Origin of the sequence: Natronorubrum sediminis, from assembly GCF_900108095.1 — an archaeon.
Taxonomy (GTDB): domain Archaea; phylum Halobacteriota; class Halobacteria; order Halobacteriales; family Natrialbaceae; genus Natronorubrum; species Natronorubrum sediminis.
In genome coordinates this window covers 994,780-1,020,757 of sequence record NZ_FNWL01000002.1, presented here as the reverse complement: position 1 = coordinate 1,020,757, position 25,978 = coordinate 994,780, and the positions used below count along the sequence as shown (strand labels likewise).

Sequence of the window (25,978 nt, the reverse complement as noted above, 5' to 3'; positions counted from 1 at the left end):
CACGAACTCACTGTAGCTGGTCGTCGTAATGGCCTGTATCGCGGCCTCGGTCGAACGCCTTACAGTTCCGCTTCTTCCTCGTCGGGTGCCTCGAGCACGATATCGAAGCGGTCGCGGAGGCGTTTCTTGTCGAATTTCCCGGTCGAGGTCTTCGGAATTTCGTCGATGAACTCGTAGGCGTCCGGCAGCCACCAGTCCGGGAACGTCTCCCCGAGGTGGTCCGCGAGGTCGTCCGCCGCGAGATCCGCATCAGCCGTCGGAACGACGATCGCGAGGGGCCGTTCCTGCCAACGTTCGTGTTCGACGCCGACGACCGTCGCCTCGGCGACATCCTCGTGGGCGATGAGGTCGTTCTCGAGTTGGACCGACGAGATCCACTCGCCGCCCGATTTGATCACGTCCTTGTCGCGGTCGACGACGTCGACGTAGCCCAGTTCGTCGCGTACGGCGATATCACCGGTTCTGAGGTACCCGTCGTCGGTGAACGCCTGCTCGTTCTCCTCCGGACGGTTGTGGTAGTGGTCTGTCACCCAGGGGCTGCGAACCTCGAGTTCGCCCATCGTCTCGCCGTCTCGGGGGACTTCCTCGCCGTCGTCGTCGATGACACGGACCTGCATTCCCGGCACGGGGAAGCCGGCCATCGTCCGGTACTCGTACTGTTCTTCGGGTGAGAGCGCTTCGACTTCCGTTCGGAGCGTGCTGAGCGTGCCGAGTGGCGACGTTTCGGTCATTCCCCAGCCCTGGATAATCGGCGCGTCGTACTCCTCGTCGTACTTGCGGATGAGCGACTCCGGCGGCGCGGAGCCCCCGACCGTCAGGCGGTCGATGTTGGAGATGTCGACTTCCGGGTTCTCATCGAGGTAGTTCGCCATCTCGAGCCAGATGGTCGGGACGGCCGCCGAGACGGTGACATCCTCGTCGGCGATCAGGTGCGCGAGCGACTCGGGGTCAGTGTGAACGGACGGGAAGACCTGTTTTGCGCCGGCGAACGTCGCGGCGTAGGGGATTCCCCAGCCGTTTGCGTGGAACATCGGCACGACCGGCAAGGCGACGTCGCCCTCGCTCACTTGGTTGGCGTCGACGTGCCCACACATGATGCTGTGGAGGTACATCGCCCGGTGGGTGTAGGGGACGCCCTTTGGGAGCCCCGTCGTCCCCGAGGTGTGACACATGCCGTACTCTCGGTCCTCGTCGATGTCGGGCCACTCGTACTCGGTCGGGTGGCCGGCGAGCAGCGACTCGTAGGCGACCACCGGTTCGAGGTCGGTTTCGGGAAGTTCGTCCTCGCTACACAGGACGACGTACTGTTCGACCGTCTCGAGTTCGTCCGCGTTCGCCTCCACCTTCTCGACGAGCGCCGGATCGACGAAGATCACCTCGTCCTCGGCGTCTTCGACCGTGTGGACGAAGTGGTGGTCTGGCAGTCGCATGTTGCACATGTGAATCGACCGCGCCGAGCACGCCGGGCCGAAGTAGAGTTCGAAGTGTCGGTAGTGGTTCGTCGCGACTACGCCGACGCGAGCGCCGTCCTCGAGTCCCAACTCGTCGAGTCCGTGAGCGAGTTGGCAGATTCGCTCGTACGCGTCGCTGTAGGTGTAGCGGTGCGTGCTCCCATCTGGCAGTTTCGTCACGAGTTCTCGCTCCGGAAAGAGGTCGACCGCTCGCTCGATAATCTTGTCAAGTGTTAACTGAACACCCATCATGGCTGTGGCAAACATTGGCGGACAGGGATTTGAACGTTTGGACCGACGAACCCAGGTGAGAACGAACTCGAGTGGATATCTCTCCTGAAATACGCTGTATCTGACCGTCAGACGGTGATCGCTGTTTCGAGTGTCACGTCGGGTACGGACGCCTTAGCGACCTCGAAACCCACCCGACCGACCGGTACTCGGAGAGTGCGGGTATTCGTCGCAGCTCTCGTATGGGTGTTGCTGTTGCATTCACGCGTTGCGGACGCGAATCGTCCGACGGATCAACTGCCAGGGCGTATGAAAGCGAGTTGTGAGTAGTCCGACGGTCGTTCGTCTCGGAGTGTCTACAATACCGAACCTATAAACTAAAGTAAACTTGAAAGCAATTCTGAACATGATGAACAGAAGAACCGTCCTCGCCGGTGCTGGAACGGTCGGCCTCGTAGGCCTTTCCGGCTGTTTAGGTGTGATTGGACTCGACGAACACGCCTCCTCGCCTGCTGGTGTCGAGGAAGCTGTCCGCGATGACACGGGATACGAGTACAGTGACGTCGAGGAAATCGGAATCGACGAGGGCGTCGATCTCCTGTTGTACGAGGAGAGCGTCACCGTGTTGAACCACCTTACCGAACACGAGAAGACAGTCGACATGGGGCCAGCAGGCCGCCAGCAGGGTGCCGTGTTCTTGCTGTTGACAACGCCGCAGGTGAGCGTCGCTGGTCAGGAATTCAACCCCGTTGAAGAGATGGATACCGAAGAACTGGTCGAACTCGTCGAAGACAACTACGACGACATCAGCAACATCACTCACGAAGAAGACGACGACATCTCCTTGCTCGAGCAAGACACGACTCAATCTCGATTCAGTGCAGAAGCGACGTTCGACGGTACCGACGTCGACGTCTATCTACACGTCACTGAGGCCGTCGAGAGCAACGACGATCTGTTGATTGCAATCGGCGTCTACCCCGAGTACGTGCAAGCGGAGGAAGAAGCAAACGTCCGCTCGCTGATCGACGGTGTCATCGAAGACGTCGACGAGATGGATGGTGATGGTGGCAACGGTGATAGTGACGATGATGATGCTGGATCGGACGACGACTCAGATGGCGACGACCAGGAAGACGACGAAGACGCTGACGCCATCGATATCTAACGCGCAGAAAATTCCACCCCGTGTATCGAGGTGTCCGTCCGGTCAGTCGTCGCCCTCGAGTCGAACCAGTTCATCGACGTCGGGGATCTCGGCCGCAGCGTCGGTGATCTGTTGCATTCGATCGGTGTGCTTGTCGACGGCGTAGGCGGCCAGTTCGCCGTCTTGCAGGCCGACGCGCTCTTCGTCCTCGTCGGGCTGGTATCGGTTGTCCTCGGTGATTCCCTGGACGAGCGGCAAGAGTTCGTTGACGGTGTTCTCGATCAACTCGGGTTCGACACCCTCCTCTTTGATGAGCGTCTTCAGCTGGTTCATGCCGAAGCCGACGTGTCGGCCCTCGTCGCTTCTGATCTTCGTAAAGCCCTCGACGAGCCCCGGCAAGTGCGGTAACTCCTCGAACTCGCCGCCGTAGGAGGTCTGCATGCCGTAGTAGCCCGTCTGGGCAAGGATGCCCTCCACCGTCAGGTGGTAGTGACAGTACGCCTTCGCGCGGTTTTCGGGAGTGTCGTCCTCGAGCAGGCGATACTGGGCCTTCTTGTTCCGATCGAAGAGTTCGACGTAGGGCTCGTTGAACCACTTGTCGTCTCGCGGGTTTGAGCGCTCCCAGCCGAGTTCGTCCTCGACCGCCCAGACGACTTCGCGCCAGTAGCGATCGAAGAAGTCGGCGTGTTTGGCCTCCTCGTAAAGTTGGGTCGTCAAGAACAGTTGGTCGTCGATATCCTCGAGTACCGTCGCCAGCGGCGCGAGGTCCTCGGTGACGGCGTCCTCGCCCGCGCCGAACTTCGCGATGCCATTGAGCGTCCGATCCCACGACTGTTCGTCGTAGTTCTCCGCTCCCTCGATGTACTCGAGGAGGTGCTCGACGTCTCGCTCGAGGTCGATTTCGCCGGGATCCCAGTGGCGTTCGACTGCGTTTCGATAGTAGCGATTGGACCGGGACTCCCGGTTCATCATCTCGGTCGGTGTGTACGATGTTGTCATAGTACAACATCCCTGCCCTATCCCTTAACTGTGATTACACGATCAACTGATAGGAACCGTGGCGCCGTTGTCGAGTACGGAAATCAGTCGACGTGCCGGTGTTCTTCGTGGTTGTTCCCGTGATTCGACTTCCGTGTGTATTCGTCCGAGTGCAAGAGCGTCTCCTGTTCAATTTCCACTGTGCTCAATCGTCACCGTGTTCTCCCGACGTATCGACTCGTTCGTGGACGTCGAGCGTCGTCATCGTCCGGTAGACCGCCGCTCGGTCGCTATTCCGCAGCCGATAGCGATAGTAGCAGTACGCGAGGATGAACCAGCCGATCAAGACGATGCCGACGACGGGTTGCTGGAAGAGCGTGACGAGCCAGAACGCGCCCGTAACGACCCCGCCGCCGACGACGGCGAACAGGAGTCCGCGGTATCGGCGGAGTCTGAACGGGGCGTTCGCGTAGTGCTCGGGGAATTCTCGAGGAAGGTTCCAGAGGCCGATCGCACAGAAGAAGTACGCCGTGAGACTGGCGAGACCGATGAACGTCGATAGGCCGACGATTTCGCCGGCGAGGGGCACGAGCACGAACGGCGGGAGACCGAGGACCAAAATCGCGTAGTGGGGCGTCTCGAAGCGCGGGTGGATCGTCGCGAGGAACTCGGGGAAGATGCCGTCGCGACTCGCTCGCATGAGCGTTCTCGAGAAGACGAGCAGCGTCGTGTTCACCGTGGTCACGACCGCGAAGAGTGCGCCAGTGGCGACGACGTACTCGCCCCACCAGGGGAGGAACGTCGCGGCGGCGAGCGCGAGGTCGGCTTCGCTGCCGAGATTCGTGTAGGGGACGACGCCGACGAGAACCGCGATGAGCGACACGTAGAACAGCGCGACGATCCCGATTCCGAATCCGAGGACGAGGGGAATCGTCCGGCCGGGGTCTTCGATCTCCTCACCGAGTTCGATGAGCAAGCCAAAGCCCAGAAACGGGTAGAACAGGGCGACGACGGCGAGCGCGAACGCGCCGTAATCGGGGAAAAATGGCGTGTAATTGGCCGTCTCGACGGACCCCAGCCCCGGGACGATGAAGACGAGCAGGGTGACGACGAGTCCGAGGAAAAATAGGATCTGTACCTGTGCGACCATCCTGAGTCCGATCAGGTTGATCACGAGTACGAACCCGAGCAAGACGTAGATGAGCAACAACGACGGCACGTCGAAGAAGATGCGCGTGTACTCGGCGAACCCCGTCGCCGTGATCAGAAGCGACGCCCACGCCACGAGCGGGATCGTAAACGGAACCAGAAACCCCCAGTAGGGCGCTGTCAGCCGCGAAATATAGACGTACAGACCCCCAGCGACAGGCATCGCTGAGCCGAGCAACGCGTTGTACAACACGACGAAACTCGCCGGAATCGCCGCCAGCACGATGGCCAACACGAGCGAGGGTCCCGACGTCCCGGCCAGTGGACCCGGTAACACGAAGATCGGCACGGCGATCGCGTTTCCGACGAGCAACGCGAGCACGCCCACCAGCCCGATGCTCGAGGAGAGCGTCGTCGACCCGCTGTCAGTGGTGTCGCTCATGCTCGAGGCGGCGTTTTGCCAGCCGACGGCGTATCTTGTAGTCTCTGAGCCGACGCCCGAGTGCGAAACCGAGTATTCCTCCCACGAGCGGGGCGAACAAGAGAAGGATCTCGGCGAGTGCCAAGGGGAGCACGATGCCGATGCCGAGTCCGACGACGAGGCCACCTTCGGGGTACTGTGCAGCGGCGACTTCGCGCTCGATTTCGTCCATCTCGGCGGGGATGTCACGGTATCGGCCAATTGCCATGCCATGACTCACCATGATATGGGCCAAATACCTTTCGGACGATTTGACATGAGTTCTCCCCACGTCCGACTCGAGTCCGCGTTCGGACTCGAAAACGAGGGTTTCCTCGACCGAAACGGTCGTTCGAAGATAGGTGGTTGGGCCGTACGCAGATAGACGACTGCCCGGTTCGCAGATAGACGACTGCCCGGTTCGCAGATAGATGACTGCCCCGTTCGCCGATTACGATCGCTGGGGTGCCGAGCCGATCTCGAAGAGTTCCTCGTAGAGGCTCTCGGCCAACGCGTCGATGTTTTCTTCCGCTTCGCTCGCGGCCATCGAGTCGCCGACGCCCTGCCACTCGACGAAAAATTGCGCGACCGGAACCAGTGCGATTCCGCCGACGGTAACCTCGCCGTCGGGCGTCTCGATCGTCCACTCCGTCCGCATCCCCGCCGACGTGCGCGTCACGTCGGTAATCTCGCCGCCAGCGGCGACCCAGCGCTCGACGAGTTCGTCCGTAATTCGACGCAGTTTCCGCTCGCCGAGGAGGTGAACGACGACGCCCGCACTCGCGAGCAACGCGAAGGCTGCGAGGGCAACCATCACGCCACCAGCGGGGATGTTCACGGATGCAGCCACTCCCGCGGTCACTACCACGAGTCCGAGAATTCGCGCATCGATCGCGCTGGGAACCGTCCCGTCCCAGCGAGCCTGTCCCGACTGCGTCGGCTCACGTGCCGACTGCTCGAGTTCCATCGTATGCGTGGATGCACACGAATCAGGGGTAGTCGTTTCCCTGTCCCAGTGTCGGCTTTATCCGTGGGACTCGGGCGTTACTCGTCCTCGAGTAACTCCTCGTCTCCGTGCACCTCTCGGAGGCGCTCGAGTTCGGTTCGCTGTTCCTCGAGTCGCGGAGTGGGTGTCTCGTAGGTGTACTCGAATAGCTCTCGAGGATCCGCGTGGGCCCCTTCGGCCTGCTCGAGGAGATCCTCGAGCGTCGTGTCGATCTCCTCGTCGATCGATTCGATCCGATCGTCGGTGAGCAGGTCTCGATTGCGCAGGTAGGCTTCGAACCGGTCGATTGGATCGCGCTCGCGCCACTGTTCGACCTCGTCGTCGTCGCGATAGGCCGACGGGTCGTCGGCGGTCGTGTGCGCGCCGTATCGATACTGGATCGCTTCGATCAGCGTCGGGCGTAACTGCCCGTCGCCGGGTTCGAGCGCCTTTTCTCGGGCGGCTGCCGTGACGACGTAGCTCGCGAGAGGGTCCATGCCGTCGACCTGGACGCCCGCGAAACCGTAGGCGTCGGCCTTCTGGGCCAGCGTTGCGCTGGCTGTTTGTGCCCCTCGCGGGACCGAAATCGCCCACTGGTTGTTGTTACAGAAGAAGACGGTCGGCGTATCGAAGACGCCCGCGAAGTTCATCGCCTCGTGGAAGTCGCCTTCCGACGTAGAGCCGTCTCCGAAGTGGACGACGCTCACGCGCTCGTCGTCGTTTCGCTTCGCCGCCCACGACCAGCCGACGGCGTGTGGGAGGTGCCCGCCGATGGAGATATTGAGCGGGAAGACGTCCAGTTCGGCGAGCGCCGTGTTGCCGTCCTCGTGCCCCATCCAGTAGAGCAGGTACTCCCAGGGGAGCTCTCGAGCGATAACTGCGCCGTGTTCTCGGTACTGGTAGGACAGCAGATCGTCGTCCGCGAGCGCGTACGTCGAGCCGATCTGGGAGCCTTCCTGGCCGGCGAGCGAGGCGTACGTCCCCAATCGTCCCTGTCGCTGCAGGCTGATCATTCGCTCGTCGAATCGACGGGAGAATCGCATATCCCGGTACATCCAGAGCAACGTTTCGACGTCGAGATCCGGCTCGAGGTCGGGCGAGACGACCTCGCCGTCGCTGTCGAGCACCCGAATTGGGTCGTCCGGGGCTCGCTCGAAGAGCCCGCTCTCGAGGACGTCCTGTGACATACCTCGACCGTGGTGGTCGGAGACCATAACGGTACCCGTCGATTCGTCCGCGTCTCGGCTGGGTTTTAGGGAGGTCTCGAAGGCCCCTCGAGTGTGGATCGAACGCGCCTTTGTGCCGAATCGAGGTGACAGAATCACCGACGGGTGGTTACGCCACCGTATCGCAGTAGACGAATCGCTCGAGCACGAGTACGACCTCGTCGTCGCTTCGGCCGTCGTTTGCTTTCGTCCGTGTGGACCGTTTCACTCGATTCTTGCCGGGATTTCCGTCGCCTTTCGAACGGCCACGCCCCGGTTCAGCGTCCTCGTGCTTGCCACGGTCGATATCGACGCTCTCTCCGTCGGTTTCCTCAGCCTCGAGGCCGTTGTCTTCGGCCTCGAGCGAGGCGACGGTCGTCGCCTCGTCGGGTTCCTGGTCGACCGTGATTGGGACCGATGCAGAACGCGACTCCGTTCCGTCCTCGAATGGCACGTCGACGCGGCAGGTGAGCGACTCGTTCTCGCCGGACTCGAGGCGAATCACGCGGTGATTCGGGAGCTGGTCCCGAGGAACGCTTCCGCTGACCGACCCATTTTGCAGGGGTTCGGGCATCCGTGGAACGCGAACCGTTCGTTCGTCGACGACAGAGTCGTCCTCGTCGTAGGGTGTCAGTAACACCGTCACCGTCCGCGGGTGAGCGGTGTTGTTGAACACCTCGAGTTCGATCGGATTTGGATTCATCGTGCGTCACCCCAGTAGGAGATGCTACAGCCAGTCCAGCGCATCAAGAACGCGTCGCGGTCGCCGATTCCACAGCCACACTCGCTAGTCGATGCGGTCGGATCGGCGAGCGGACTGACCGCCGTCGTCGGAACGAACCCGCCCGAGGCGGTCGTCGCGCCGCCGACGTTGTGCACGTCGTAGCCGTCGTTCCCGTGTGTGGCCCCCGCCTCGCCGTTCGTCATCTGGAGCGTGTGACCCAGTTCGTGAAGCACCGTGTGCATGCCGTTTGCGCCGGCATTCGGTGCGGAGACGATCTCGCTGTACGTCTCGCCGGCGTCCGCCGCCGCCCGACCGGTGTACGCGACGGCCATATTACCGCCGCGGTAAGCCCGGCCGCCGCTCAGCAGTCGATTTCCAGCGGTGCTCAGCGCCGCCGTGAGCAACACGTTCGAATCGGCCGCGAGCGGCGACTCGAGTTGACACGCGTAGTCTCGCCACCACTGGAGCACCGACGGGTAACACGTCGTTGTCGAGCCACACGGGTTTTGCACGCACACTGCATCCGAACCGCGGATAATCTCGGCCGGCGCGGGGATCACTTCGTTGGTCGAGAGAACCGTGACCTCCTGGTTGACCTGATCGAAGGCACCTTCGATCCAGGTCTCGGCCCGGTCTCTCGCGCGGAATCCGTCGCCGTACTGTTGAGCGCAGTGCTCGTAGAGCGCGTCGGTGACGAACACCTGTACCTCGTAGCGTTGTCCCGCAGGTTCGGGTTGGCAGGTTGCACTCGCGGTTCCGGCGACGCCGGCGAGACCGAGGCCGCTAGCGCCGACTGCTCTGAGTACGTTTCGTCTCGAGTGAGGGATCATCAGACCGAACGATCACGCCTTCTGTGGATAGTTGTTCAGTGACTTCCCACTGTTGCACCAATTCCGACTGTCGTGTCACTCGATCAAGCGGTATTTACACTGAGGGTGGTAGCGACCCACGGCCCAACGATCAGCGTGTGACGTGACGTGTTAAAACACGCTACGTGCTGGCCCCGAAATCCCGGCGTCTGTCGAGACCATCGTGCGCCAGTACGACGGCCCGAACGCCCTCGAGACCGACTCGTTCGACGTCCATCGAGCGGCAAGATTCAACGCCGCGCGCTTCGCGACGAGAAGGAACGAGACGCTCGCACTTCCAGCGACGTGACAACTGAAGTCGGTTTTATTAGCTCGCTGTGTGAATGCTTCGCTATGCACCGCGTTCTCATCCCCGTCGACACGAACGAAGATCGAGCGCTCGAACAGGCATCGTACGTCGCCTCACTGCCCGACGCGAGCGAAATCGTCGAGGCCTACGTCCTCTTCATCTTCGACGAGGAGAGTGCGGACTTACCACAGGAGTTCGAGCAGTACAAATCCGCGTCCCGGATCGGATCCGTTCGACGGGCAAACACCCACCTCGAGGACAACGGTGTCGACGTCACCATCCTCGAGAAAAGCGGTACCGTCGAAGACGGCGACATCCTCGAGACGGCCCAGGAGTACGACGTCGACTCCATCGTTCTCGGCGGCCGCAAACGCTCTCCCGTCGGAAAGGCCGTCTTCGGCAGCGTCACCCAGTCGGTGATCTTGAACACCGACCGTCCGGTCGTCGTGACGGGCGGCGGATAGGGCTCTCAGGTACACGTCACGCTACTTCTCCGGGTGGGAACGACACCACAAACGGTCGGTACCAACCCTCGAGTACGCCCAGCGCGCCGCTAGAACTACGTCGATCGGTCCCGTCGTGGGAAACGAGGATCGATGGGACGGAGAGAGACCGACCGGATCTTCGGCTATCCCCGCCGGAGCGTCGTGCTCGAGTCGACTCGAGTAGCCTATTCGGTCGGGATTACCGCCGCGGTGATGATTCTGGTCGTATTCAGCGTTTCCTGGCTCAGACCGGAGGTGCTCGAGTGGGTCGATCCCGCGATCAGTGCGGCCGTCGTGGTGATCTTCCCGGCCGCCCTCACGCTTGGACTGTACATCTACGACCGTCGCCACGAACGGGACCTGGTCATCGCCGACGCAGCGTTGTACGTGGTCCGCCCCATCGCCGCGGTGATTCGACTGTTTCGGGGCGGCGGATCGTGACCGTCCCGACACCCTCGAGGCGAAACCGCGTTACTCCTGAACGGAAATCGCGTCCGAATCGAGCGACGAGACACCACCCTCGAGCAACGGCGAGTCCGTCTCGAGCGACGAGACACCCGGCTCTGGGGCCATCACCGCTGCTGGTTCAGCGGGACCTGTGCCCCCGCTCTCGGTGTCACCGTCCGTCTCCTCGATGACGTAGCGCTGGCCGAGCATCGGATCGAGCAGCGTGTCGACCTCGCCGCGGTCGTCCCGGAGCACAGGCGCGTCGGCGTCGTGGTCCCCGAGTTTGTTGTCGATGGCGTCCGCGAGATCGACGCCGATCTCTCGCTCGTCGTTTCGCTCGCGGAGGTCGTCCGCAGAAAGGCCCGTTTCGTCGTTGGTCGCGACGACCTGAATGTTCTGGATGGAACTCGAGTCTGACGTCCGAAATGCGTACGTATCGGGGAAGACGGCGTCCATCGTCTCCTGTTGTGCGTGATAGAACTCGGCGGCTGAGCCACTCGGTGCGGCGATCACGTTCGCGTGTAAGACGCCGTCATCGGCCAGTCGATCGGAGACGAGTTCCATGAACTCCTCCGTCGTCAGGTGAAACGGCACCTGATCTTGTTTGTATGCGTCGAGGACGATCACGTCGTACGTCTGGTCGGTATCCTGGAGGAACTGCCGGCCGTCTTCGGCGTGGGAGGTCATATTCTCGCCGTGCTCGAGGCCGAAGTAGTCCTCGGCGGCGTCGGTGACTTCGGGATCGATTTCGACCACGTCGACGTCCGCATCGTAGTGTTCTTCGAAGTCCTGTGGACCAGTGTAGCCGCCGCCACCGATGAACAGGACGTCGTCGACGTCGTCGGGATCGTCGTTCACGAGCATCGGCAGGTGAAAGTACTCGGTGTAGGCGAAGACGTGTCGGTCGGGATCTTCGAGGTCCATCGCGCTGTGGCGGGCCCCATCTAAGTACATCGTTCGCTCGTCGCCGTCGTCGACGACCTCGAGTTCCTGGTGGGCCGTCTGGGTCTGGTAGACGACGTCCCCGCGGTGATCGATCGCGACGGGGCCGGCACCGGTCGCGGCGACGAGTAAGACCACGACGACGACGCTCGTGAGGACGGGCTTTCGAGGGAAGGAAGGCGAGACGAGGATCAGTGCGGTTCCGACGAGCATCACGCCGAAGAGGAGGCCGATGCCGTCGATGCTGAGCTGTGGGATGAGGACGAACGTCGTCGCTCCGGATCCGAGGATGCTTCCGATCGTCCCGAGGGCGTAGACGTGGCCCGAGGCTTCGCCGGTTCCGCGTTTCTGTGAGAGTTCGGCAGCGTAGGGGCTGATGAACCCGAGTAAGTACGTCGGCGGGCCGAAGAGGATGATCGCGGCGGGGAGCGACGCGTACCGGGGCGGCAACGCGAGCGTCGCCGTGTACTGCATGAGGAACTCGCTCGCGTAGATGACGACGGCGACGTAGACCGCCGTGGCGAGCATGAGCCACGACATCTCCCGGTTCGTCGCGGTGGCGGCCCGTTTGCCACCCTGCCAGTAGCCGAGGCTCAACGCAGCGAGGACGACCGTGAGGATGCCACCGACCGTGTAGATGTGATTGCCAAACTGCGGGGCGATGAGGCGAACGGCGAGAATCTCGAGGCCCATACTGGTGACACCCGAGACGAAGACGGCGAGTTCGGGTTTCGTGGGCCGATAGTTCGCGACGGTCCGCGCGTCCATTGCCTGTTCGAAAACGGTCGGGCGGTGAGTACCTGTCGGCTCGACGCGACGGGCGCGAACGCGGTACTCGGGTATGACACCTCACCCCACCCCACCAGCTGCGCTCTGAGATCGGCGCTCAGCTACTTCGCGTCATGACGTGCGTGAGGAGGAACACGCCGATTGCGACGACGATCACGTTCGTGGCGGTGAGCGAGGCGATGCCGACGATATCGCTCGCGAACACCGCGAGCCAGGCGAACAACGTCGAGAGGATCGCGTTGATGACGGCCAGTATGCGAGGGTCGCCTCGAGAGGACTCGAGCCCGTCGCGAAAGCCGCGTTGGTTGTTGTCGGCACTCGTCATGGCTGAATACGGGTCCGTCTCCCACTTAGCCGTTTCCCTGCGCGGATTCGGCCGCCGGCATTTATATCGGCCGAGTCGAATAGTGACGATATGCGGGAAGTTACGGTGTCTCGAGCGGTCGACGCTTCAGCTGCAGCGGTTTCAGCGTGGCTCGAGCCGGAGACGATCGTCGAAGCGGAGGGGAGTTTCACCGTCGACCACGTCGAGGACGCCGACGACGAGGACGCGACGCTCGTCGTCGCCAGTGGGCCGGGAATGCAATTGCCGCTGCGATTCGAGGACCGTGAGGGAGCCATCTACTACACGCAGGAGGGCGAACGCGGGCCGTTTTCGCACATGGAGACGTGGATCGAACTCGAGGAAGAACGGGCCGGAACCGTCGTCACGATTCGCTCGTCGGTCTCGCTCGCCGCTCCGCTGCCCTTTGGCGACCGAATCGCTGCCTGGAAGCGCACGGGCGAGTTGAACCGCGCACTCGAGGAACTCGAGGCGGCGTTCAGCTAAGTCCGGGTCAGCGGCCGAAAGCGAGGTGGTGGATACCCGTCCTCAGGGCTCGCGAACGACCACTTCTTCGTCCGCCTCGCCGGGGAACGGGTTCTCGAGGTCACTCGCGTCGTTCCACTCCTCGTCGATGACAAGACAGTCCTCGAGGTGGGCTCGCAGCGCGTCTTCCTCGGGTTCGGTGCCGATGAAGACCAGTTCTGTCTGTCGGTCGCCGTGATCGTCGTGCCACTCGAGGCCGGGTCGATTCGATCGATAGAGCTGTTGGTCGGCATCCGAGAGCGAGGCGATCCACGGACCGATGACGCTCGCGCGGATGGACGGCCCAGCCTGCGAGAGTTCGACTTTCACGTCTCGGCCGGCGATCCACGCGGTTCCCTTGGATCGAACGATCTCCTCCGGGAGCGCTCGGAGGAAGGCGTCGAATCGGTCCGGGTGGAACGGGCGACGCGATCGGAAGACGAACGATTCGACGCCGTAGACTTCGTCGGGGTGGCGGTGGCCGTGATCGTCGTGGTCGCTATGGCCCTGCTTGGAATGGTCCTCATGACCGGGCTTGGAGTGGTCGCCATGCTCGTGGTCGTCGTCCCCATTTTCCTCGAGCGCGCGTTGCCAGCCCGCCAGTTCGCCCATTCGGTCGGCGTCGAACAAGTCGACGCCGAGGAGGCGATCCGGATCGACGGCGCTGAACTCGGTGCGAATCGTCTCGATATCGGGCTGGAGCGCTCGGACGAGCGCCGTGGCTTCCTCGAGTTCGTCGTCGGTACAGAGATCGCTCTTGTTGAGCAAGACGAGGTTCGCTACCTCGAGTTGCTCGATGAGGAGGTCCGAGAGGGGACGTGGTTCGTTCTCGGCAGCCTCGGCGTTCGCATCGACATCGGCTGCCTCGGGGTCGACCTGCCGTTCTGGGACGTCCTCGCCCGCGAAGGCGTCGAGAAAGAGCCGGGTGTCGAGGACGGTGACGAGCGCGTCGAGGTCGTAACTCGCGGCCACGCGTGAGGACGTCGTAAACAGTCGGGCGACGGGTTCGGGCTCCGAAATGCCTGACGATTCGACGAGCAGGTGGTCGAACTCCCTGTTTCGGGCGAGTCGAACGACGGCGGTCTCGAGGTCGTCCTGAAGTTCACAGCAGATACAACCGTTCGAGAGTTCGGTGACGCCGTCCGTATCGAGGTCGGAGCCTTCGGCGACGAGTTCGGCGTCGACGTTCACTTCACCCATATCGTTGACCAACACGGCGAGGTCGTGATCGCCTGCGGTTTCCAACAGGTGATTGAGCAGCGTCGTCTTCCCCGCACCGAGGCTGCCCGAGAGCACGGTGACGGGAATCCCACCGGAGTCGAGTTGCATACCGTGGCGGTTGTGACTCGAGCGTCAAGAACTGTGGTATTCGTGTCACCGTCTTTTCACCTCGACGGTTTCGGTTTCGACGCAGTGGCGCGTCTCTGGCCCTCGAGGCCGAACGCACGCGACATCTTTTTGTCTTCGGGGCCGAGCATGACCGACGATGACACTCGCCAACCGGATCGCCGCGTTTCGAACCGACCTCGAGGAGTGGCTCCGCGGGCTCTATCACGGAATGTTCTCTCACCCTGCCTACGAGAAGATCGAAGCGGCAGCCGAGGATCACGAGGATACGTTCATGTTGGCCTGTTTCCCGGACGCCTTCGGCGTTCCGTCGCCCGTCTCCTACTACACGTCGGAACTGCTGCCGTACTTAGAGGACGAGTTCGAAGCCTGGGAGCGTCGACTGTGGGATCGAGGGTCGCTCGTCGAGCGCAAAGGTCGCCAGTATCACTTCTAATGGACCGACACGTCTTCTTCGGTGGGAAGGGTGGTGTCGGGAAAACGACGGTTTCGGCCTCGTACGCACACAAGTGTGCCGATGCTGGCCTCGAGACGCTGGTCGTGTCGACCGATCCGGCGCACTCGATGGGGGACCTCTTCGAACAGTCGTTCGCCGACGAACCGCGAGCCGTCGACGGCGTCGAGAACCTCCACGTGATGGAGATCGATCCGGAAGAGGAGGTGTCGAATCATCTCCAATCAGTCAAGCGACAGCTCTCGGAGCAGGTGTCTGCGGCGATGGTCAACGAAGTCGACAGACAGATCGAGATGGCCCACGGTACGCCGGGAGCGTACGAAGCGGCCCTGTTCGATCGGTTCGTCGACGTGATGCGCGAGGCCGACGCCTTCGACCGAATCGTCTTCGACACGTCGCCGACCGGGGGGACGTTGCGCCTCCTTTCGCTACCCGAATACCTCGAGGGCTGGATCGACCGGCTGATGGCCAAACGCCGCAAGAGCATCGATCTCTACGAGAAGGCCGCACTGGGGAATCGAGAGCCCCGACGAGTGCTCGAGGGTGATCCCGTCCTCGCCCATCTCCAAAATCGAAAGGAGTTCTTCGAGTACGCCGGGGAGACGCTGCGCGAGGACGCCGCGTTCTTCCTCGTATTCAACCCGGATTCGCTCTCGATTCGGGAAACCGGCCGCGCGATCGACGAACTCGACTCACACCGCCTCGAGGTCCGAGGACTCGTCGCGAACAAACTGACTCCCGAGCCCGACTCCGACGAGGAGGGACGGGGTGCACGTTATCTCCGATCGCGAGTCGAAACCGAGCGAGATCGCCTCGAGACCGCCCGGACGACACTCTCGCCGCCGGTCGTGGCCGAAATCGAATCGCGCGTCAGCGAAGTACGCCGCGATTCGTTGGCGACTGTCGCGTCAGAACTCGAGATCGACACCTGAGCTCCGAGATTTCTGATTATTCCCCGATCGGTGTTTCTAGTATCAACTTCTGTGAGAGTCGAACGACTCGTTGTACCACACGATTTATATTGTGCTACTCTAATCCACTGTGTGGAAACCTATGACAGGGGTAATCTGGATCGTCGCGACGGTGGTCGTGTTGTTCACCGTCGGCTACATCGGATACGGGAGGTATCTCTCGCGATTCGTCGAACTCGACGACTCACGTGAGACGCCGGCCCACAAGTATCAAGACGGACAAGAGTACGTTCCGGCGAAAAAACCGGTCTTGCTGGGACACCACTTCTCGAGCGTCGCGGGTGGGGCACCGATCGCTGGCCCGGTCACCGCAGCACTCGTCTGGGGATGGCTCCCAGCGCTGTTGTGGGTCGCGATCGGAAACCCGCTGATGGGTGCCGTCCACGACTTCATGGCACTGTCCTCGAGCATTCGCCACGAGGGGAAGTCGATCGGATTCGTGATCGGCGAGTACATCGGGGAACGGGGGAAGAACATGTTCCTCTGGTTCGCGTTCCTCGTGATCATCCTCGTCGTCGCCGTGTTCTCACTGCTCGTCGCAGTGATTCTGGACGCCTACCCACCGGCGGCGACCGCGAGCCTGTTGTACATCACGCTGGCGCTGTTCGCCGGCGTTTGGCTGTACCAGCTCAACCTCTCGTTCATCGGCGGGACGGTCCTGTTCGTTCTCGGTGTGTTCGCGAGCATCTGGGCGGGGATTCAGTTCCCGATTGCACTGTTCGAGCCGTCCGGATTCGCCGGCGACACCACGGTACTCCTGCCGGCCGACCTGGCGTCGTGGGTGCCCGGTGAAGCGCTCTTCGGCGCGAACACCGCCGCGTGGATTATCGTCTCGCTGGGCTACGCGTTCGTCGCGAGTATCCTTCCCGTGTGGATCCTGCTCCAGCCGCGAGATTATCTCTCGTCGTTCCTGCTCTACGCGGGTGTCGGCGGAGCGATCACCGCAGTCTTCGTCGGGACGGCGTTCGGAACGTCCGAGGAACCGCTGACGGCCGAACTTCCTGCATATACGAGCTTCATGGGCGGCGACCTCGCACCCGCTGCGATGCCGTTGTTCCCCCTGTTGTTCATCACCATCGCCTGCGGGACGATCAGTGGCTTCCACTCGCTGGTCTCCTCCGGGACGACGGCGAAGCAACTCAACAAGGAGAGCGACGCACGTCTGATCGGTTACGGCGGCATGCTCGCCGAGGGGCTGCTCGCGGCAACGGCGCTCGCAGCGGTGTCCGTCGTCGCGATTACGGACGTCGACGACATCGGCGGCATCGACGCCGCACTCCCGAACTTCGCGGAGGGTGGTGGACTCATCCTGACGAGTCTCGGCATCCCCTTCGAGTACGGTGAGATTTTCATGGCGCTCGTCTTCGTGAGCTTCCTGTTGACCAGCCTCGACACCGGCCTTCGACTCGGTCGGTACATGATCGAAGAACTGGTCGGCACGCCCGAGACGGGAGTCGAAGAAACGGCCGCGAACAAGTACGTCAACACCGGCCTGGCGACGTTCGCCGCCTTCTTGCTCGTCTCGAGTGGACAGTGGGAAGAACTCTGGCCGCTCTTTGGCGGTGCGAACCAGCTCCTGGCCGCACTTGCCTTGCTGACAGCGACCATCTGGCTGGCGAACTGGAAGGACACGAAACAGCTACTGAGCACTGGGATCCCGGTTGCCGTGATGACGGTCATCACGATCATCGGACTGCTCTGGCTCGTCGTCTACGAGAACCTCTTCCAGATGTTTCTCGACGCCGACGCACGGGCCGACGCGACGATACTCGAACTCGTCTCGAGTGGCCTGCGAATGGCTATCGCACTCGTGTTAATCTGGCTCGCGATCGCGATCATCCGACTGGGATATGCGAACCTGCAAGAACAACGAGACGACCTCCTCGACTCCGATCCCGGTAGTCAAGCGCCGGGTGCAGACGACGACGACTAACGGAAGACAGCTGCTCGCAGCTGTTCGAACACGCTTCTTTTGTTGTCGATTCGCTCCCAGAGTCGAAACGCGTCGTCGATCTCCGTGCGTTTGCTCGCGACGAGTCGTTTTTCCTCGGGTGCGACGACACAGCAATGAATCTCGTAGTGACCGTGAAACCCGAAACGAAGGAGCGTTCGGTCCGTAAATCCCCTGACGAACGAGTGGACGTCCTCAGAAATTTCCGGCACGATTAGGACGAACGTAAACTCCGTCGCTCGATGTTGGTCGTTGGGTTCGACGCGTTCGTCCGCCAGTTCGTGGCCGAACTCGACGAGGCGTTCGAGGTCGGCGAGCGAGACGCTCGAGCGACGATCCGCGTAGAGATACTCACGCATGTGGTGGTTCGCGTACTGAACTGAGGGGTGAAACAGGTGTTTGCTGCTCTCGACGCGAAGTTCCCCATACAGGTCGAATGACTCGCCGTCGACTTGGACGTCCTTCTCGAGGTCGTAGGTGTGCATGAGCCGGTCGCTGACGCGATCGAGGTACTCGTCGTCCCAGACGGGGACGTTTTCGACGACTTCGGGTGGGACCGTCGACTCGTCCCACTCGGTTTCCTCAGACCCAGTCTGCTCGGACGCCTCGTGTTCGACCGGCGAGTCGCGGTCGGTTCCGTCCATGGCTGGTGATACCACGGGGAGGGGAAAAGTGCGTCGGCGTCGGGGCTTAAGGGAAATCTAAAATGTAGTTGACAGCTATTGTTGTCGTGATCGTCTGGGAATCGATACAGAATGTTGACTGGGACACAATGGTTTTGCTTCGAGCGAGCGTACGTCCGATATGGCACCCGACCGTGAATCGTGTGGCCGCTGTTCAATGTCGGTTGCGGTCGACGTCGTGCGTGCACACCAGGGGACCGACGAGGAAGGTGAGTACGGCCCGTACAGTGGTGAGCGAATCGAGGTCGAGGAACGAGAACTCCGCTACGTTTCTCCGGGATTCTGGCTCTCGAAGCTGACGAGCAAACTCGAGCGGGCGACGACCCGTTTCGTCTGGAATCGGTGAGCGATTCGCGCCCGAGGCTATTATCTGCTAACGAACAGTTAGTGGAGGCCAGTCAACACTTTCAAACTTTGCAACTGTTTGCAGACGTTGATACAATTTTCGTATGTTCGCTTATCTCGTTGATAGCAATGACTAACTTTGCCGACGATCCGGTAATGTCACTCCGAAATAGCGGCGTCGGATCGGCGACAGACGGATCGCGCATCTCGTCTGCACTCGCTTCGGCGTTTGCGAAGTACGCCCCACTTATCGGGTTACTCGCGACTATTGTCATTCTTGGTGTCGAGTTTAGATACCAACTCGATTTCGCACAACAGCCACTCGAGCCCTATCGTATCTTCTTCGAGTTGCTGATTGCCGGCCTCATCATCGCCGTTCTCCGGAGTAAGGTCGGACTCGTCACGTATGGCATGTTCGGGCCGATCATTATCTCGTTCATCCTGGTCGAAAGCGGAATCTTCTGGGGACTCGTCTTGTTTACCAACGTCTTCTTGCTCGCGCTCGGAACGTACCTCATCCTCGAGCCGTTCCGACTCGGGACGGCCCACCGAATCGGTGGGCTCGTCATGGTCGTCTCCATCGGGATCACGTCGTTTCACGTCATGAGCGATACGGGCGTATTGCCACAGCAGATCGACGCCCTACAGGTGTTCTTCCCAGCGATCGTCACCGCCTGGTACGCGGACCGCTTCGCGCGTGAACTCTCCGAACGCGGCTGGCGTGCACCCGCAGTACGGTTTTCCTGGACGGTCGTCTCGATCATAATCGCCGCAGCCATCATCGGCAACGAGACGCTGATCACCTGGATTATGGACACGCCGGAGACGTGGGCCGTTATTCTCGCAGCGAACGTCTATCTCGGCACGCAGTCGTCCATGCGCGTCAAGGAGTACCTTCGATTCTCGAACGTATACGGCGGCTCACGGCTCGGAGCCGTCGCCAGTACAATCCGCGCGAAACTCCACAATATTACGGTTCCCGTCCGACGGCTGGTCGGCAGTGACGCCTCGCGCGTCGAACCTTCCGAAGTCATGTCGATGAACCGGCGGAACCGACTCATCAAGGAGTACAATCCGCCCCACCTCAATCCGGAACTCGACAAGGCCTCGATGAAGCGCGCGTTCCACGGTACCGGCGTCCCAACGCCGGAGACGTACGCGCTCGTCGAATCTCCGTCCGAACTCGAGGACGCCGAAGCGATCTTCGAGACGAAAGACGAGTTCGTCATCAAACCGGACAGCGGCTACGGCGGTGAAGGGATCATCGTCGTCACGGACCGAACCGACGCCGGCGACTTCGAGACCTCGAAGGGACTCAAATCGCCGGACCAGTTGCTCGCTCACGTCCGGTCGATCACTGAAGGGCAGTACGACCCGATGGGACTCGAGGGAGTTGCCGTCATCGAGGGCCTGATCCATCCGGACGATCACCTGCTCTCGATCGCCGGACAGGGTGTTCCGGACATCCGCGTGATCATCTTCAAAGGGTTCCCGATCATGGCGATGACCCGGCTACCGACCGAAGAGTCCGAGGGTGCGGCGAATCTCCACATGGGTGCCGTCGGCGTCGGTCTCGACGTTGCCAACGGCCAGGCACAGGGTGGTTACCAGAGTACGAACAAGTGGTTCAACGAGCACCCCGACACCGAAGTCGACCTCGAGTCGTTCGCTATCCCCGGTTGGTCGTCAGTGCTCTCGACGGCCGTCAAAGCGGCCGAAGTCTCCCGACTCGGCTACACCGGTGTCGACATCGTTATCGACGAGGACGAGGGACCGATGGTCCTCGAGATCAACGCTCGACCCGGCCTCGGGATCCAGAACTCGACGTTCAACGGACTCCTCAAGCGAACCTCCTTCATCGAGTCGCTGCCGGATTCCTTCGATCTCAAATCCCCCGAGGAGAAGATCGAACTGGCGCGTCAGTGGGACGCGGCGAACTGGCACGAAAACGGTATCGAGTTGGCCAAACGCTGGGACGCCCCCGAGTGGGAACGCGACGGTGACCTTCCCGTCGAACCACCCAGCGACATGGTCGGCGGCGTCTACGCCGACCTCGACGACGACGGGCGAGGCCAGCCCGCGGTCGAACTCACCATGTACGGTGAACACGGAAGCGCCGACGAGTCGTCCTCGAGCGAGGCGACCGATTCCGCCCCAGAGAACACCGTCGGCGACTCTCGAGGGGTGAACGACCGATGAAACGAACCTTCGGCGCGGTCGCGATGCTCGCGTTGTTGTTGCCCGGCGTCTGGCTGATGAACGGACAGACGGTTTCGATTCCGATACCGGCCGAACTGCCACTCGAGATGGCCGGAACGATCGAAGTCGGCCTCCCCGTCCTCATCTTCGCCGGCATCCCGACGCTGTTCACGCTCGTGATGTTCCTCGAGGCAACCGGTCACGTTCGCGAACGAAAGCCCCCGTCGTAGTCGGATTCGCTACTCGAACACCGTCGCTCGCCGTTCGCGTTGTCCGAGCGAGTCACGGTCGGTCCATCCTCTTTTCGAACACCCGATATACAGCCACTCGAGGAACGAGACCACCCGTTTACGCGGAACCGGTTTCGTTGGCATCGTCTCAGTGGCGGTAGAAGGCCTCCGGTTAGTTGGTCGTGATGATCTCGATGACGTCTCGAGACTCGACCTCGTAGTCCTTCCCGAGTTGGCGGTTGCTCCGACAGTCGATGGCGTGGAGGAAGCCGTCGCCGATGTCGGAGTGGAGGCTGTACGCGAAGTCCTCCGCACTCGAGTTCGGCGGGATCAGGTAGCAGTCGGGAAGCACCTCGCCGCGTTCGTTCCCCAATCCGTTCGCCCCACCGGGGAACACCGGCGTTACGCCGAGTACGTCGAAGAGCGCAGTCTCGAGGGCCGCCTGGACGCCCGTCGCGCCGTAGGCGTCGAGGAAGTCGCGGATCTGCTCTAAGCCGTCTTCCTGTTCGCTCGAGACGTCGCCCAGAATCTCGAAGTCGTCGTCACCGGGCCGGTAGTCGATAACGCCGGCTTTCTCGGCCGATTTGAGCGCTTTCTCGGCGTGTGCGCTACAGGGGACGATCGTCAGGTGCTCGTAATCGGGGTCGCTCGTGATCTCCTCGTAGTTGTCCTGTGCGTCGGGCGTATCCATCTTGTTCGCCGCGATGACCATCGGCTTGGTCTCCTTGCGAATCTCGCGAGCCAACTCGAGTTTGTCCTCGTCGTCCCACTCTTCGGGTTCGAAGCCGACGTCCGTGCGCCGGATCAGGCGCTTGATCTCGTCTTCGTTCGTCTTGAACGCGCTCATCTGCTCGGCGAGTTCTTCCTCGATGGCGTCGTCTTCGGTCGTGTACCCCGACTCGTATCTATTGATCCCCTTCTCGAGGACGCCGAGGTACCACTGGTCGAGTTCCTCCTCGAGGAAGGCGATGTCGTCGCGCGGGTCGTGGCCCTCGGTGGGTTCGCCCTCGAGGTCGGTCTGGCCCGAGAAGTCGACGACGTGGACGAGCACGTCGGTCTCGTTGAGATCCGAGAGAAACTGGTTGCCAAGCCCGTTTCCTTCGTGAGCGCCGGGGATCAATCCGGCGACGTCGACGAGTTTCGTCGGAACGAAGCGGGTACCGTGCTGGCAGTAGCCGACGTTCGGCGTGCACTCCTCGTCGAATTCAGGGGCCGCACACTCGACGCGGACGTAGGCCTCGCCGACGCTCGGGTCGATGGTCGTGAAGGGATACGCGCCCTCGGGCACGTCGTTCATCGTCGCCGCGTTGAAAAAGGAGGACTTGCCGACGGAGGGTTTGCCGACGAGTCCGATCCGGTAACTCTTGCTCATTAGCCGTCTCTCGTACGCCCTCGCTAAACGCGTTTCCTTCCGGTAGCAGATTGCTACGGGGACCCATAGCACGAACGGGGCTATTGACGACTACTCGAGTTCGGTCTCGAGGATCCGGTAGCGATACGCACCGCTGTATCCGCGCGACCACAACTCCAGGTAGGGTCGACTCTCACAGAACATGCCGAAGAGTTCGACCGAGAATCGCTCGTCGATCTCTCCCTCGACGTCCTCGTACAGCTTTCGAGAGGTGACGTACGGGCCTCGCGTCGGGTGGTCGACGAACGCCGTCTGCAGGTGGGCTCTTACGACCGCGTCCGTCGCGTCGATATCGAAGCGTTTCAGGATGTCTGGTGATGTATCCATGTGTCGATAACGGGTGTATTTTCGTGTACGATACCTGTGAAGCGGAAAACGAGCGGATTCGTGAACGGCGCTCGCCTCCTAAGGCGGGCCGACCGGATTACGGGACGGTAAGAACGAGCAAGAAGCCGGCAGTCAGTACTAATCCCAGCCACAGGAAGAATACCGTGGCCGCCTGTTTTCCAGTCATACTCTCTCCATTGAGGATCTCACTCAACGACATCGAGTAAACGTACGAATCACAGGTAAGTGAAGCGTCGGTCGTTTCTATTGCGGTGGGAATCGGCTATTCGCTCTTAACACCGTTGACACTACTCTTACGGATGGCGCGTCGAACGATCCTCGAGCGGTTCGAGAAATCAGTATCCCTATCACGAACCGGTACTGACAGGCGACCATGAAGGTCGGCGCACACGTATCCATCTCCGGCTCGCGCGTCTCGTCCGACGACGAAACACCGCCATACGACGACATTCGGAACGCGGTCCACCGACAACTCGCCTTTGGCGGCAACTGTGGACAGGTCTTTACCACCTCCCCACAGGTCTGGGCACAACCCGAGATCAGCGACGAAGCCGCCACGGGCTTTCAAGCAGAAACCGACGAGGAACTCGAGGGACCGTGGGTGATCCACTCGTCTTATCTTGTGAACCTCTGTACGCCGAAAGACGACCTCCGACGAAAGTCCAAAGAGAGCATGCAGGCGGAACTCGACGCCGCCGAGCGACTGGACATTCCGTACGTCAACGTCCACCTCGGCGCACACACTGGTGCCGGCGTCGAAGGCGGCCTCGACAACGCGGCGAGTCTCATCGACGAACTCGACGTTCCTGAGGGTGTCCAGATCCTCATCGAATCCGACGCGGGAAGTGGCACGAAACTCGGCGGCGAGTTCTCCGAACTCGCGGGTATCATCGATCGCACCGAGACCGATATCGGTATCTGTATCGACACCGCTCACACGCTCGTCGCGGGCAACGACCTCACGACCCCCGAGGCCGTCGACGAGACGGTCGGCCGCTTCGACGACGAGGTCGGCCTCGAACACCTCGAGTACATCCACCTCAACGACTCGAAACACGATGTGGGCACGCACAAGGACGAACACGCCCACATCGGCGAGGGCTACATCGGCGAGGACGGCATGAAAGCCATCGTGAACCACCCCGACCTTCGCGAGTTGCCGTTCGCGCTCGAGACGCCGACCGAGGATGGCCGCGGCTTCGCCTGGAATATCGAGACGGTCAAAGAGCTTCGGGACGACGGCTGAACCGTCCGTTGATGGCTGATTCGACGGGTCTCTCCTCCGTTTACTCAGCTGTGTGCCCGAGTCAGCTTCGAAGGGTTCGTACGACCCCGTCGGCGAGAGGTTTTATCACGGTTGGATACCGTACACGTAGCAGATTACCGTGTTACCCACGCTCACGAGCGAGCGAGCGCGACGATACCGACGGAAATTCGACGAACTCGACGCCGCGATCGCAGCTCAGATGGACCGCTGGGGAATGACGATACTGCGTGGCGCGGTCGCGATCGTCTTCATCTGGTTCGGCGCGCTCAAGATCTTCGAGGTATCACCGGCGGGAGATCTCGTCGCTGCGACCGTCTATCTGGTTCCGGCAGATCTCTTCGTTCCGATCCTCGGCGTCTGGGAGGTGCTGATCGGACTGTGTCTCCTCTATCGCCCGCTGATCCGAGTGGGGCTCTTCCTCCTTTTCTTCCAGCTTCCGGGGACCTTTCTGCCGATTATCCTCCTCCCGGACGTTGTCTTCGTCTCGTTCCCCTACGCGCTCACGGTGGAGGGACAGTACATCGTCAAGAACCTCGTGATCATCGGGGCCGCGCTCGTGATCGGTTCGACCGTCAGGGACGATTATCGAGGCCACCTCGAGGACTCTCCCGACTGATCGATGACTCACTGCCCGAGGCGATACCGTACTCGCCTCTGGAACCGACGCGGAACCGACCCGTTTTTACTCACGACACTCGAATTCCCGGCCGTGCGCGAGTTCTCCGAGGACTACCTTCGCCGAACCCGCGAGGGCATGTGGGACGACTCTCGCGAAGCGCTCGAGGCCCTCTCGCTCGAGTCCCACGACCGAATCCTCGACGTGGGCTGTGGGACCGGCGAGTTGAGCCGCGTGTTGCGTACGGAGGCGGCCCGTGGGGCAACTCTCGTCGGCTGTGACGTCGATACGGATTTACTCGAGGTGGCTGCCGACCGCGGGGCCGACTCGAGTTCGTTCGTCGCGGGGAACGCACTCGAATTGCCGTTTCCCGACGACACGTTCGACCTCGTCGTCTGTCAGGCGCTGTTGATCAACCTCCCCGATCCCACGGCCGCACTCGCCGAGTTCGCCCGCGTCTCACGTGACCTGGTCGCGGCCGTCGAACCGAACAACGCCGACGTGAGCATCGACTCGAGCGTGCCCGCGGAAGATTCTCTCGAGCGACGAGCCAGACGAGCCTATCTGGCGGGCGTCTCGACCGACGTGGCGTTGGGTGCCGACGCGCGCGAGGCGTTCGCGGCCGCCGGACTCGAGGTGTGTAGAACGCGACGCTACGATCACGTTCGAACGGTCGAACCGCCCTACAGCGAGGGCGCACTGCTCGCGGCGCGACGAAAAGCGACCGGGGCTGGATTAGCCGACGACCGCGAGACGCTCCTGTCGGGACCGCTGACCGAACCCGAATATGACGAGTTGCGCGGTGCGTGGCGAGAGATGGGCCGAACCGTCGTCGAGCAGATGGACGACCGTGCGTATCGTCGCAGCGAATCCGTTCCGTTCTACGTCACCGTTGGTCGCGTCTAACGTCACTGTCGGTCGCGTCTAACGTCACTGTCGAGGTTTACTCGTTCGTCTGCGTTTCGCGTTGTCCGAGTAACGACGCCGCGATGCCGACGAAACCGATGGAAACGAGGATGATTCCGGTGACGATGTCGACGAGTGCGAACAGGGCGAGCACCGACCCCGTCATGACGAGAGCGACGTTCGCGAGCAACGCGACCTGTGGCGAGCGAACCCACTCGAGGGCCGACGAATCGTTCATACACGCAGCAGTGG

29 protein-coding genes are annotated in these 25,978 nt (G+C 61.7%); 14 read left to right on the top strand and 15 right to left on the bottom strand.

What is annotated here, in order from left to right:
* Positions 1–59 precede the first annotated feature (59 nt).
* Positions 60–1,703, bottom strand: coding sequence for a long-chain fatty acid--CoA ligase (locus tag BLW62_RS12250; protein WP_090507303.1), 1,644 nt, complete (start codon positions 1,701–1,703; stop codon positions 60–62).
* Between the two features lie 385 nt (positions 1,704–2,088).
* Between BLW62_RS12250 and BLW62_RS12245 the strand changes: the two genes are divergently transcribed.
* Positions 2,089–2,850: a DUF6517 family protein gene (locus BLW62_RS12245; RefSeq protein ID WP_342706863.1), complete on the top strand. Its 762-nt coding sequence runs from the start codon at positions 2,089–2,091 to the stop codon at positions 2,848–2,850.
* Positions 2,851–2,892: 42 nt separating this feature from the next.
* On the opposite strand, the gene BLW62_RS12240 is transcribed toward BLW62_RS12245, so the two are convergent.
* From BLW62_RS12240 to BLW62_RS12210, 7 genes are all read right to left on the bottom strand, one after another.
* Positions 2,893–3,828 (bottom strand): ferritin family protein, encoded by a 936-nt coding sequence (locus BLW62_RS12240; protein WP_090507302.1) that lies wholly within the window; start codon positions 3,826–3,828, stop codon positions 2,893–2,895.
* Between the two features lie 184 nt (positions 3,829–4,012).
* Entirely contained in the window at positions 4,013–5,398 is a 1,386-nt protein-coding gene (locus BLW62_RS12235; RefSeq protein ID WP_090507301.1) for an APC family permease, read from the bottom strand.
* Positions 5,382–5,645 carry a hypothetical protein gene (locus BLW62_RS12230; protein WP_090507300.1) on the bottom strand — a complete coding sequence of 88 codons (264 nt, stop codon included), beginning with the start codon at positions 5,643–5,645 and terminating at the stop codon, positions 5,382–5,384. Before BLW62_RS12230 ends, BLW62_RS12235 begins: the two co-directional genes overlap by 17 nt.
* 222 nt (positions 5,646–5,867) lie before the next feature.
* Positions 5,868–6,383: a hypothetical protein gene (locus BLW62_RS12225; RefSeq protein ID WP_090507299.1), complete on the bottom strand. Its 516-nt coding sequence runs from the start codon at positions 6,381–6,383 to the stop codon at positions 5,868–5,870.
* Positions 6,384–6,460: 77 nt separating this feature from the next.
* Complete coding sequence (pdhA, locus tag BLW62_RS12220; protein ID WP_090507592.1) at positions 6,461–7,588, bottom strand: pyruvate dehydrogenase (acetyl-transferring) E1 component subunit alpha; 1,128 nt, start codon at positions 7,586–7,588, stop codon at positions 6,461–6,463.
* Between the two features lie 148 nt (positions 7,589–7,736).
* The gene (locus tag BLW62_RS12215) at positions 7,737–8,309 is read right to left on the bottom strand and encodes a hypothetical protein (protein WP_090507298.1); all 573 of its coding nucleotides are present in this window, start codon (positions 8,307–8,309) and stop codon (positions 7,737–7,739) included.
* Positions 8,306–9,160 (bottom strand): hypothetical protein, encoded by an 855-nt coding sequence (locus BLW62_RS12210; protein WP_090507297.1) that lies wholly within the window; start codon positions 9,158–9,160, stop codon positions 8,306–8,308. The genes BLW62_RS12215 and BLW62_RS12210 overlap by 4 nt, the downstream gene beginning before the upstream one ends.
* A gap of 202 nt (positions 9,161–9,362) precedes the next feature.
* Here BLW62_RS12210 and BLW62_RS19115 point away from each other — a divergent pair, with 202 nt between their 5' ends.
* From BLW62_RS19115 to BLW62_RS12200, 3 genes are all read left to right on the top strand, one after another.
* On the top strand, positions 9,363–9,488 hold the full coding sequence (locus BLW62_RS19115) for a hypothetical protein (protein ID WP_281246651.1): 126 nt from the start codon (positions 9,363–9,365) through the stop codon (positions 9,486–9,488).
* A 44-nt stretch (positions 9,489–9,532) separates the two neighbouring features.
* Positions 9,533–9,952, top strand: a complete 420-nt coding sequence (locus tag BLW62_RS12205) for a universal stress protein (protein WP_090507296.1) — start codon at positions 9,533–9,535, stop codon at positions 9,950–9,952.
* A gap of 132 nt (positions 9,953–10,084) precedes the next feature.
* Positions 10,085–10,414, top strand: a complete 330-nt coding sequence (locus BLW62_RS12200) for a hypothetical protein (RefSeq protein WP_090507295.1) — start codon at positions 10,085–10,087, stop codon at positions 10,412–10,414.
* Between the two features lie 30 nt (positions 10,415–10,444).
* On the opposite strand, the gene BLW62_RS12195 is transcribed toward BLW62_RS12200, so the two are convergent.
* The gene (locus tag BLW62_RS12195) at positions 10,445–12,130 is read right to left on the bottom strand and encodes a spermidine synthase (protein WP_090507294.1); all 1,686 of its coding nucleotides are present in this window, start codon (positions 12,128–12,130) and stop codon (positions 10,445–10,447) included.
* A 118-nt stretch (positions 12,131–12,248) separates the two neighbouring features.
* Positions 12,249–12,476 carry a DUF8107 family protein gene (locus BLW62_RS12190; RefSeq protein WP_090507293.1) on the bottom strand — a complete coding sequence of 76 codons (228 nt, stop codon included), beginning with the start codon at positions 12,474–12,476 and terminating at the stop codon, positions 12,249–12,251.
* Positions 12,477–12,566: 90 nt separating this feature from the next.
* On the opposite strand from BLW62_RS12190, the gene BLW62_RS12185 reads away from it, so the two are divergent.
* Positions 12,567–12,980, top strand: a complete 414-nt coding sequence (locus tag BLW62_RS12185) for a polyketide cyclase (RefSeq protein ID WP_090507292.1) — start codon at positions 12,567–12,569, stop codon at positions 12,978–12,980.
* A 42-nt stretch (positions 12,981–13,022) separates the two neighbouring features.
* Here the strand turns inward: BLW62_RS12185 and BLW62_RS12180 are convergent, their stop codons facing one another.
* Complete coding sequence (locus BLW62_RS12180; protein WP_090507291.1) at positions 13,023–14,327, bottom strand: CobW family GTP-binding protein; 1,305 nt, start codon at positions 14,325–14,327, stop codon at positions 13,023–13,025.
* A 157-nt stretch (positions 14,328–14,484) separates the two neighbouring features.
* Here BLW62_RS12180 and BLW62_RS12175 point away from each other — a divergent pair, with 157 nt between their 5' ends.
* The 3 genes from BLW62_RS12175 (at position 14,485) to BLW62_RS12165 (ending at position 17,703) form a co-directional block, all read left to right on the top strand.
* A complete protein-coding gene (locus BLW62_RS12175; protein ID WP_090507290.1) occupies positions 14,485–14,781 on the top strand; it encodes a DUF7990 family protein in 297 nt (98 codons plus the stop codon).
* A complete protein-coding gene (locus BLW62_RS12170; protein ID WP_090507289.1) occupies positions 14,781–15,731 on the top strand; it encodes an ArsA family ATPase in 951 nt (316 codons plus the stop codon). The genes BLW62_RS12175 and BLW62_RS12170 overlap by 1 nt, the downstream gene beginning before the upstream one ends.
* A gap of 121 nt (positions 15,732–15,852) precedes the next feature.
* On the top strand, positions 15,853–17,703 hold the full coding sequence (locus BLW62_RS12165) for a carbon starvation CstA family protein (protein WP_090507288.1): 1,851 nt from the start codon (positions 15,853–15,855) through the stop codon (positions 17,701–17,703).
* Here the strand turns inward: BLW62_RS12165 and BLW62_RS12160 are convergent.
* The gene (locus tag BLW62_RS12160; protein WP_245726716.1) at positions 17,700–18,365 is read right to left on the bottom strand and encodes a DUF8052 family protein; all 666 of its coding nucleotides are present in this window, start codon (positions 18,363–18,365) and stop codon (positions 17,700–17,702) included. The genes BLW62_RS12165 and BLW62_RS12160 overlap by 4 nt on opposite strands.
* A gap of 160 nt (positions 18,366–18,525) precedes the next feature.
* Here BLW62_RS12160 and BLW62_RS12155 point away from each other — a divergent pair, with 160 nt between their 5' ends.
* The 3 genes from BLW62_RS12155 (at position 18,526) to BLW62_RS12145 (ending at position 21,178) form a co-directional block, all read left to right on the top strand.
* Entirely contained in the window at positions 18,526–18,750 is a 225-nt protein-coding gene (locus BLW62_RS12155; protein ID WP_090507287.1) for a DUF8007 family protein, read from the top strand.
* A 128-nt stretch (positions 18,751–18,878) separates the two neighbouring features.
* On the top strand, positions 18,879–20,948 hold the full coding sequence (locus tag BLW62_RS12150) for a sugar-transfer associated ATP-grasp domain-containing protein (protein WP_090507286.1): 2,070 nt from the start codon (positions 18,879–18,881) through the stop codon (positions 20,946–20,948).
* Positions 20,945–21,178: a hypothetical protein gene (locus BLW62_RS12145; RefSeq protein ID WP_090507285.1), complete on the top strand. Its 234-nt coding sequence runs from the start codon at positions 20,945–20,947 to the stop codon at positions 21,176–21,178. Before BLW62_RS12150 ends, BLW62_RS12145 begins: the two co-directional genes overlap by 4 nt.
* 172 nt (positions 21,179–21,350) lie before the next feature.
* Here BLW62_RS12145 and BLW62_RS12140 read toward each other — a convergent pair whose 3' ends face one another.
* Together BLW62_RS12140 and BLW62_RS12135 are read right to left on the bottom strand one after the other, a co-directional pair.
* Positions 21,351–22,550: a redox-regulated ATPase YchF gene (locus BLW62_RS12140; RefSeq protein ID WP_090507284.1), complete on the bottom strand. Its 1,200-nt coding sequence runs from the start codon at positions 22,548–22,550 to the stop codon at positions 21,351–21,353.
* A 90-nt stretch (positions 22,551–22,640) separates the two neighbouring features.
* A complete protein-coding gene (locus BLW62_RS12135; RefSeq protein WP_090507283.1) occupies positions 22,641–22,916 on the bottom strand; it encodes a hypothetical protein in 276 nt (91 codons plus the stop codon).
* A gap of 394 nt (positions 22,917–23,310) precedes the next feature.
* On the opposite strand from BLW62_RS12135, the gene BLW62_RS12130 reads away from it, so the two are divergent.
* From BLW62_RS12130 to BLW62_RS12120, 3 genes are all read left to right on the top strand, one after another.
* Positions 23,311–24,183 carry a deoxyribonuclease IV gene (locus BLW62_RS12130; RefSeq protein ID WP_090507282.1) on the top strand — a complete coding sequence of 291 codons (873 nt, stop codon included), beginning with the start codon at positions 23,311–23,313 and terminating at the stop codon, positions 24,181–24,183.
* A 139-nt stretch (positions 24,184–24,322) separates the two neighbouring features.
* Complete coding sequence (locus tag BLW62_RS12125; protein ID WP_090507281.1) at positions 24,323–24,820, top strand: hypothetical protein; 498 nt, start codon at positions 24,323–24,325, stop codon at positions 24,818–24,820.
* Between the two features lie 93 nt (positions 24,821–24,913).
* On the top strand, positions 24,914–25,726 hold the full coding sequence (locus BLW62_RS12120; RefSeq protein ID WP_090507591.1) for a class I SAM-dependent methyltransferase: 813 nt from the start codon (positions 24,914–24,916) through the stop codon (positions 25,724–25,726).
* Between the two features lie 37 nt (positions 25,727–25,763).
* On the opposite strand, the gene BLW62_RS12115 is transcribed toward BLW62_RS12120, so the two are convergent.
* Positions 25,764–25,964, bottom strand: coding sequence for a hypothetical protein (locus BLW62_RS12115; protein WP_090507280.1), 201 nt, complete (start codon positions 25,962–25,964; stop codon positions 25,764–25,766).
* Between the last annotated feature and the right edge of the window lie 14 nt (positions 25,965–25,978).

Bases quoted from the DNA above. Each gene is read 5' to 3' on its own strand.
- BLW62_RS12250 (WP_090507303.1), bottom strand. From the start codon at position 1,703: ATGATGGGTGTTCAGTTAACACTTGACAAGATTATCGAGCGAGCGGTC.
- BLW62_RS12245 (WP_342706863.1), top strand. From the start codon at position 2,089: ATGATGAACAGAAGAACCGTCCTCGCCGGTGCTGGAACGGTCGGCCTC.
- BLW62_RS12240 (WP_090507302.1), bottom strand. From the start codon at position 3,828: ATGACAACATCGTACACACCGACCGAGATGATGAACCGGGAGTCCCGG.
- BLW62_RS12235 (WP_090507301.1), bottom strand. From the start codon at position 5,398: ATGAGCGACACCACTGACAGCGGGTCGACGACGCTCTCCTCGAGCATC.
- BLW62_RS12230 (WP_090507300.1), bottom strand. From the start codon at position 5,645: ATGGCAATTGGCCGATACCGTGACATCCCCGCCGAGATGGACGAAATC.
- BLW62_RS12225 (WP_090507299.1), bottom strand. From the start codon at position 6,383: ATGGAACTCGAGCAGTCGGCACGTGAGCCGACGCAGTCGGGACAGGCT.
- pdhA (WP_090507592.1), bottom strand. From the start codon at position 7,588: ATGTCACAGGACGTCCTCGAGAGCGGGCTCTTCGAGCGAGCCCCGGAC.
- BLW62_RS12215 (WP_090507298.1), bottom strand. From the start codon at position 8,309: ATGAATCCAAATCCGATCGAACTCGAGGTGTTCAACAACACCGCTCAC.
- BLW62_RS12210 (WP_090507297.1), bottom strand. From the start codon at position 9,160: ATGATCCCTCACTCGAGACGAAACGTACTCAGAGCAGTCGGCGCTAGC.
- BLW62_RS12205 (WP_090507296.1), top strand. From the start codon at position 9,533: ATGCACCGCGTTCTCATCCCCGTCGACACGAACGAAGATCGAGCGCTC.
- BLW62_RS12200 (WP_090507295.1), top strand. From the start codon at position 10,085: ATGGGACGGAGAGAGACCGACCGGATCTTCGGCTATCCCCGCCGGAGC.
- BLW62_RS12195 (WP_090507294.1), bottom strand. From the start codon at position 12,130: ATGGACGCGCGGACCGTCGCGAACTATCGGCCCACGAAACCCGAACTC.
- BLW62_RS12190 (WP_090507293.1), bottom strand. From the start codon at position 12,476: ATGACGAGTGCCGACAACAACCAACGCGGCTTTCGCGACGGGCTCGAG.
- BLW62_RS12185 (WP_090507292.1), top strand. From the start codon at position 12,567: ATGCGGGAAGTTACGGTGTCTCGAGCGGTCGACGCTTCAGCTGCAGCG.
- BLW62_RS12180 (WP_090507291.1), bottom strand. From the start codon at position 14,327: ATGCAACTCGACTCCGGTGGGATTCCCGTCACCGTGCTCTCGGGCAGC.
- BLW62_RS12175 (WP_090507290.1), top strand. From the start codon at position 14,485: ATGACACTCGCCAACCGGATCGCCGCGTTTCGAACCGACCTCGAGGAG.
- BLW62_RS12170 (WP_090507289.1), top strand. From the start codon at position 14,781: ATGGACCGACACGTCTTCTTCGGTGGGAAGGGTGGTGTCGGGAAAACG.
- BLW62_RS12165 (WP_090507288.1), top strand. From the start codon at position 15,853: ATGACAGGGGTAATCTGGATCGTCGCGACGGTGGTCGTGTTGTTCACC.
- BLW62_RS12160 (WP_245726716.1), bottom strand. From the start codon at position 18,365: ATGGACGGAACCGACCGCGACTCGCCGGTCGAACACGAGGCGTCCGAG.
- BLW62_RS12155 (WP_090507287.1), top strand. From the start codon at position 18,526: ATGGCACCCGACCGTGAATCGTGTGGCCGCTGTTCAATGTCGGTTGCG.
- BLW62_RS12150 (WP_090507286.1), top strand. From the start codon at position 18,879: ATGACTAACTTTGCCGACGATCCGGTAATGTCACTCCGAAATAGCGGC.
- BLW62_RS12145 (WP_090507285.1), top strand. From the start codon at position 20,945: ATGAAACGAACCTTCGGCGCGGTCGCGATGCTCGCGTTGTTGTTGCCC.
- BLW62_RS12140 (WP_090507284.1), bottom strand. From the start codon at position 22,550: ATGAGCAAGAGTTACCGGATCGGACTCGTCGGCAAACCCTCCGTCGGC.
- BLW62_RS12135 (WP_090507283.1), bottom strand. From the start codon at position 22,916: ATGGATACATCACCAGACATCCTGAAACGCTTCGATATCGACGCGACG.
- BLW62_RS12130 (WP_090507282.1), top strand. From the start codon at position 23,311: ATGAAGGTCGGCGCACACGTATCCATCTCCGGCTCGCGCGTCTCGTCC.
- BLW62_RS12115 (WP_090507280.1), bottom strand. From the start codon at position 25,964: ATGAACGATTCGTCGGCCCTCGAGTGGGTTCGCTCGCCACAGGTCGCG.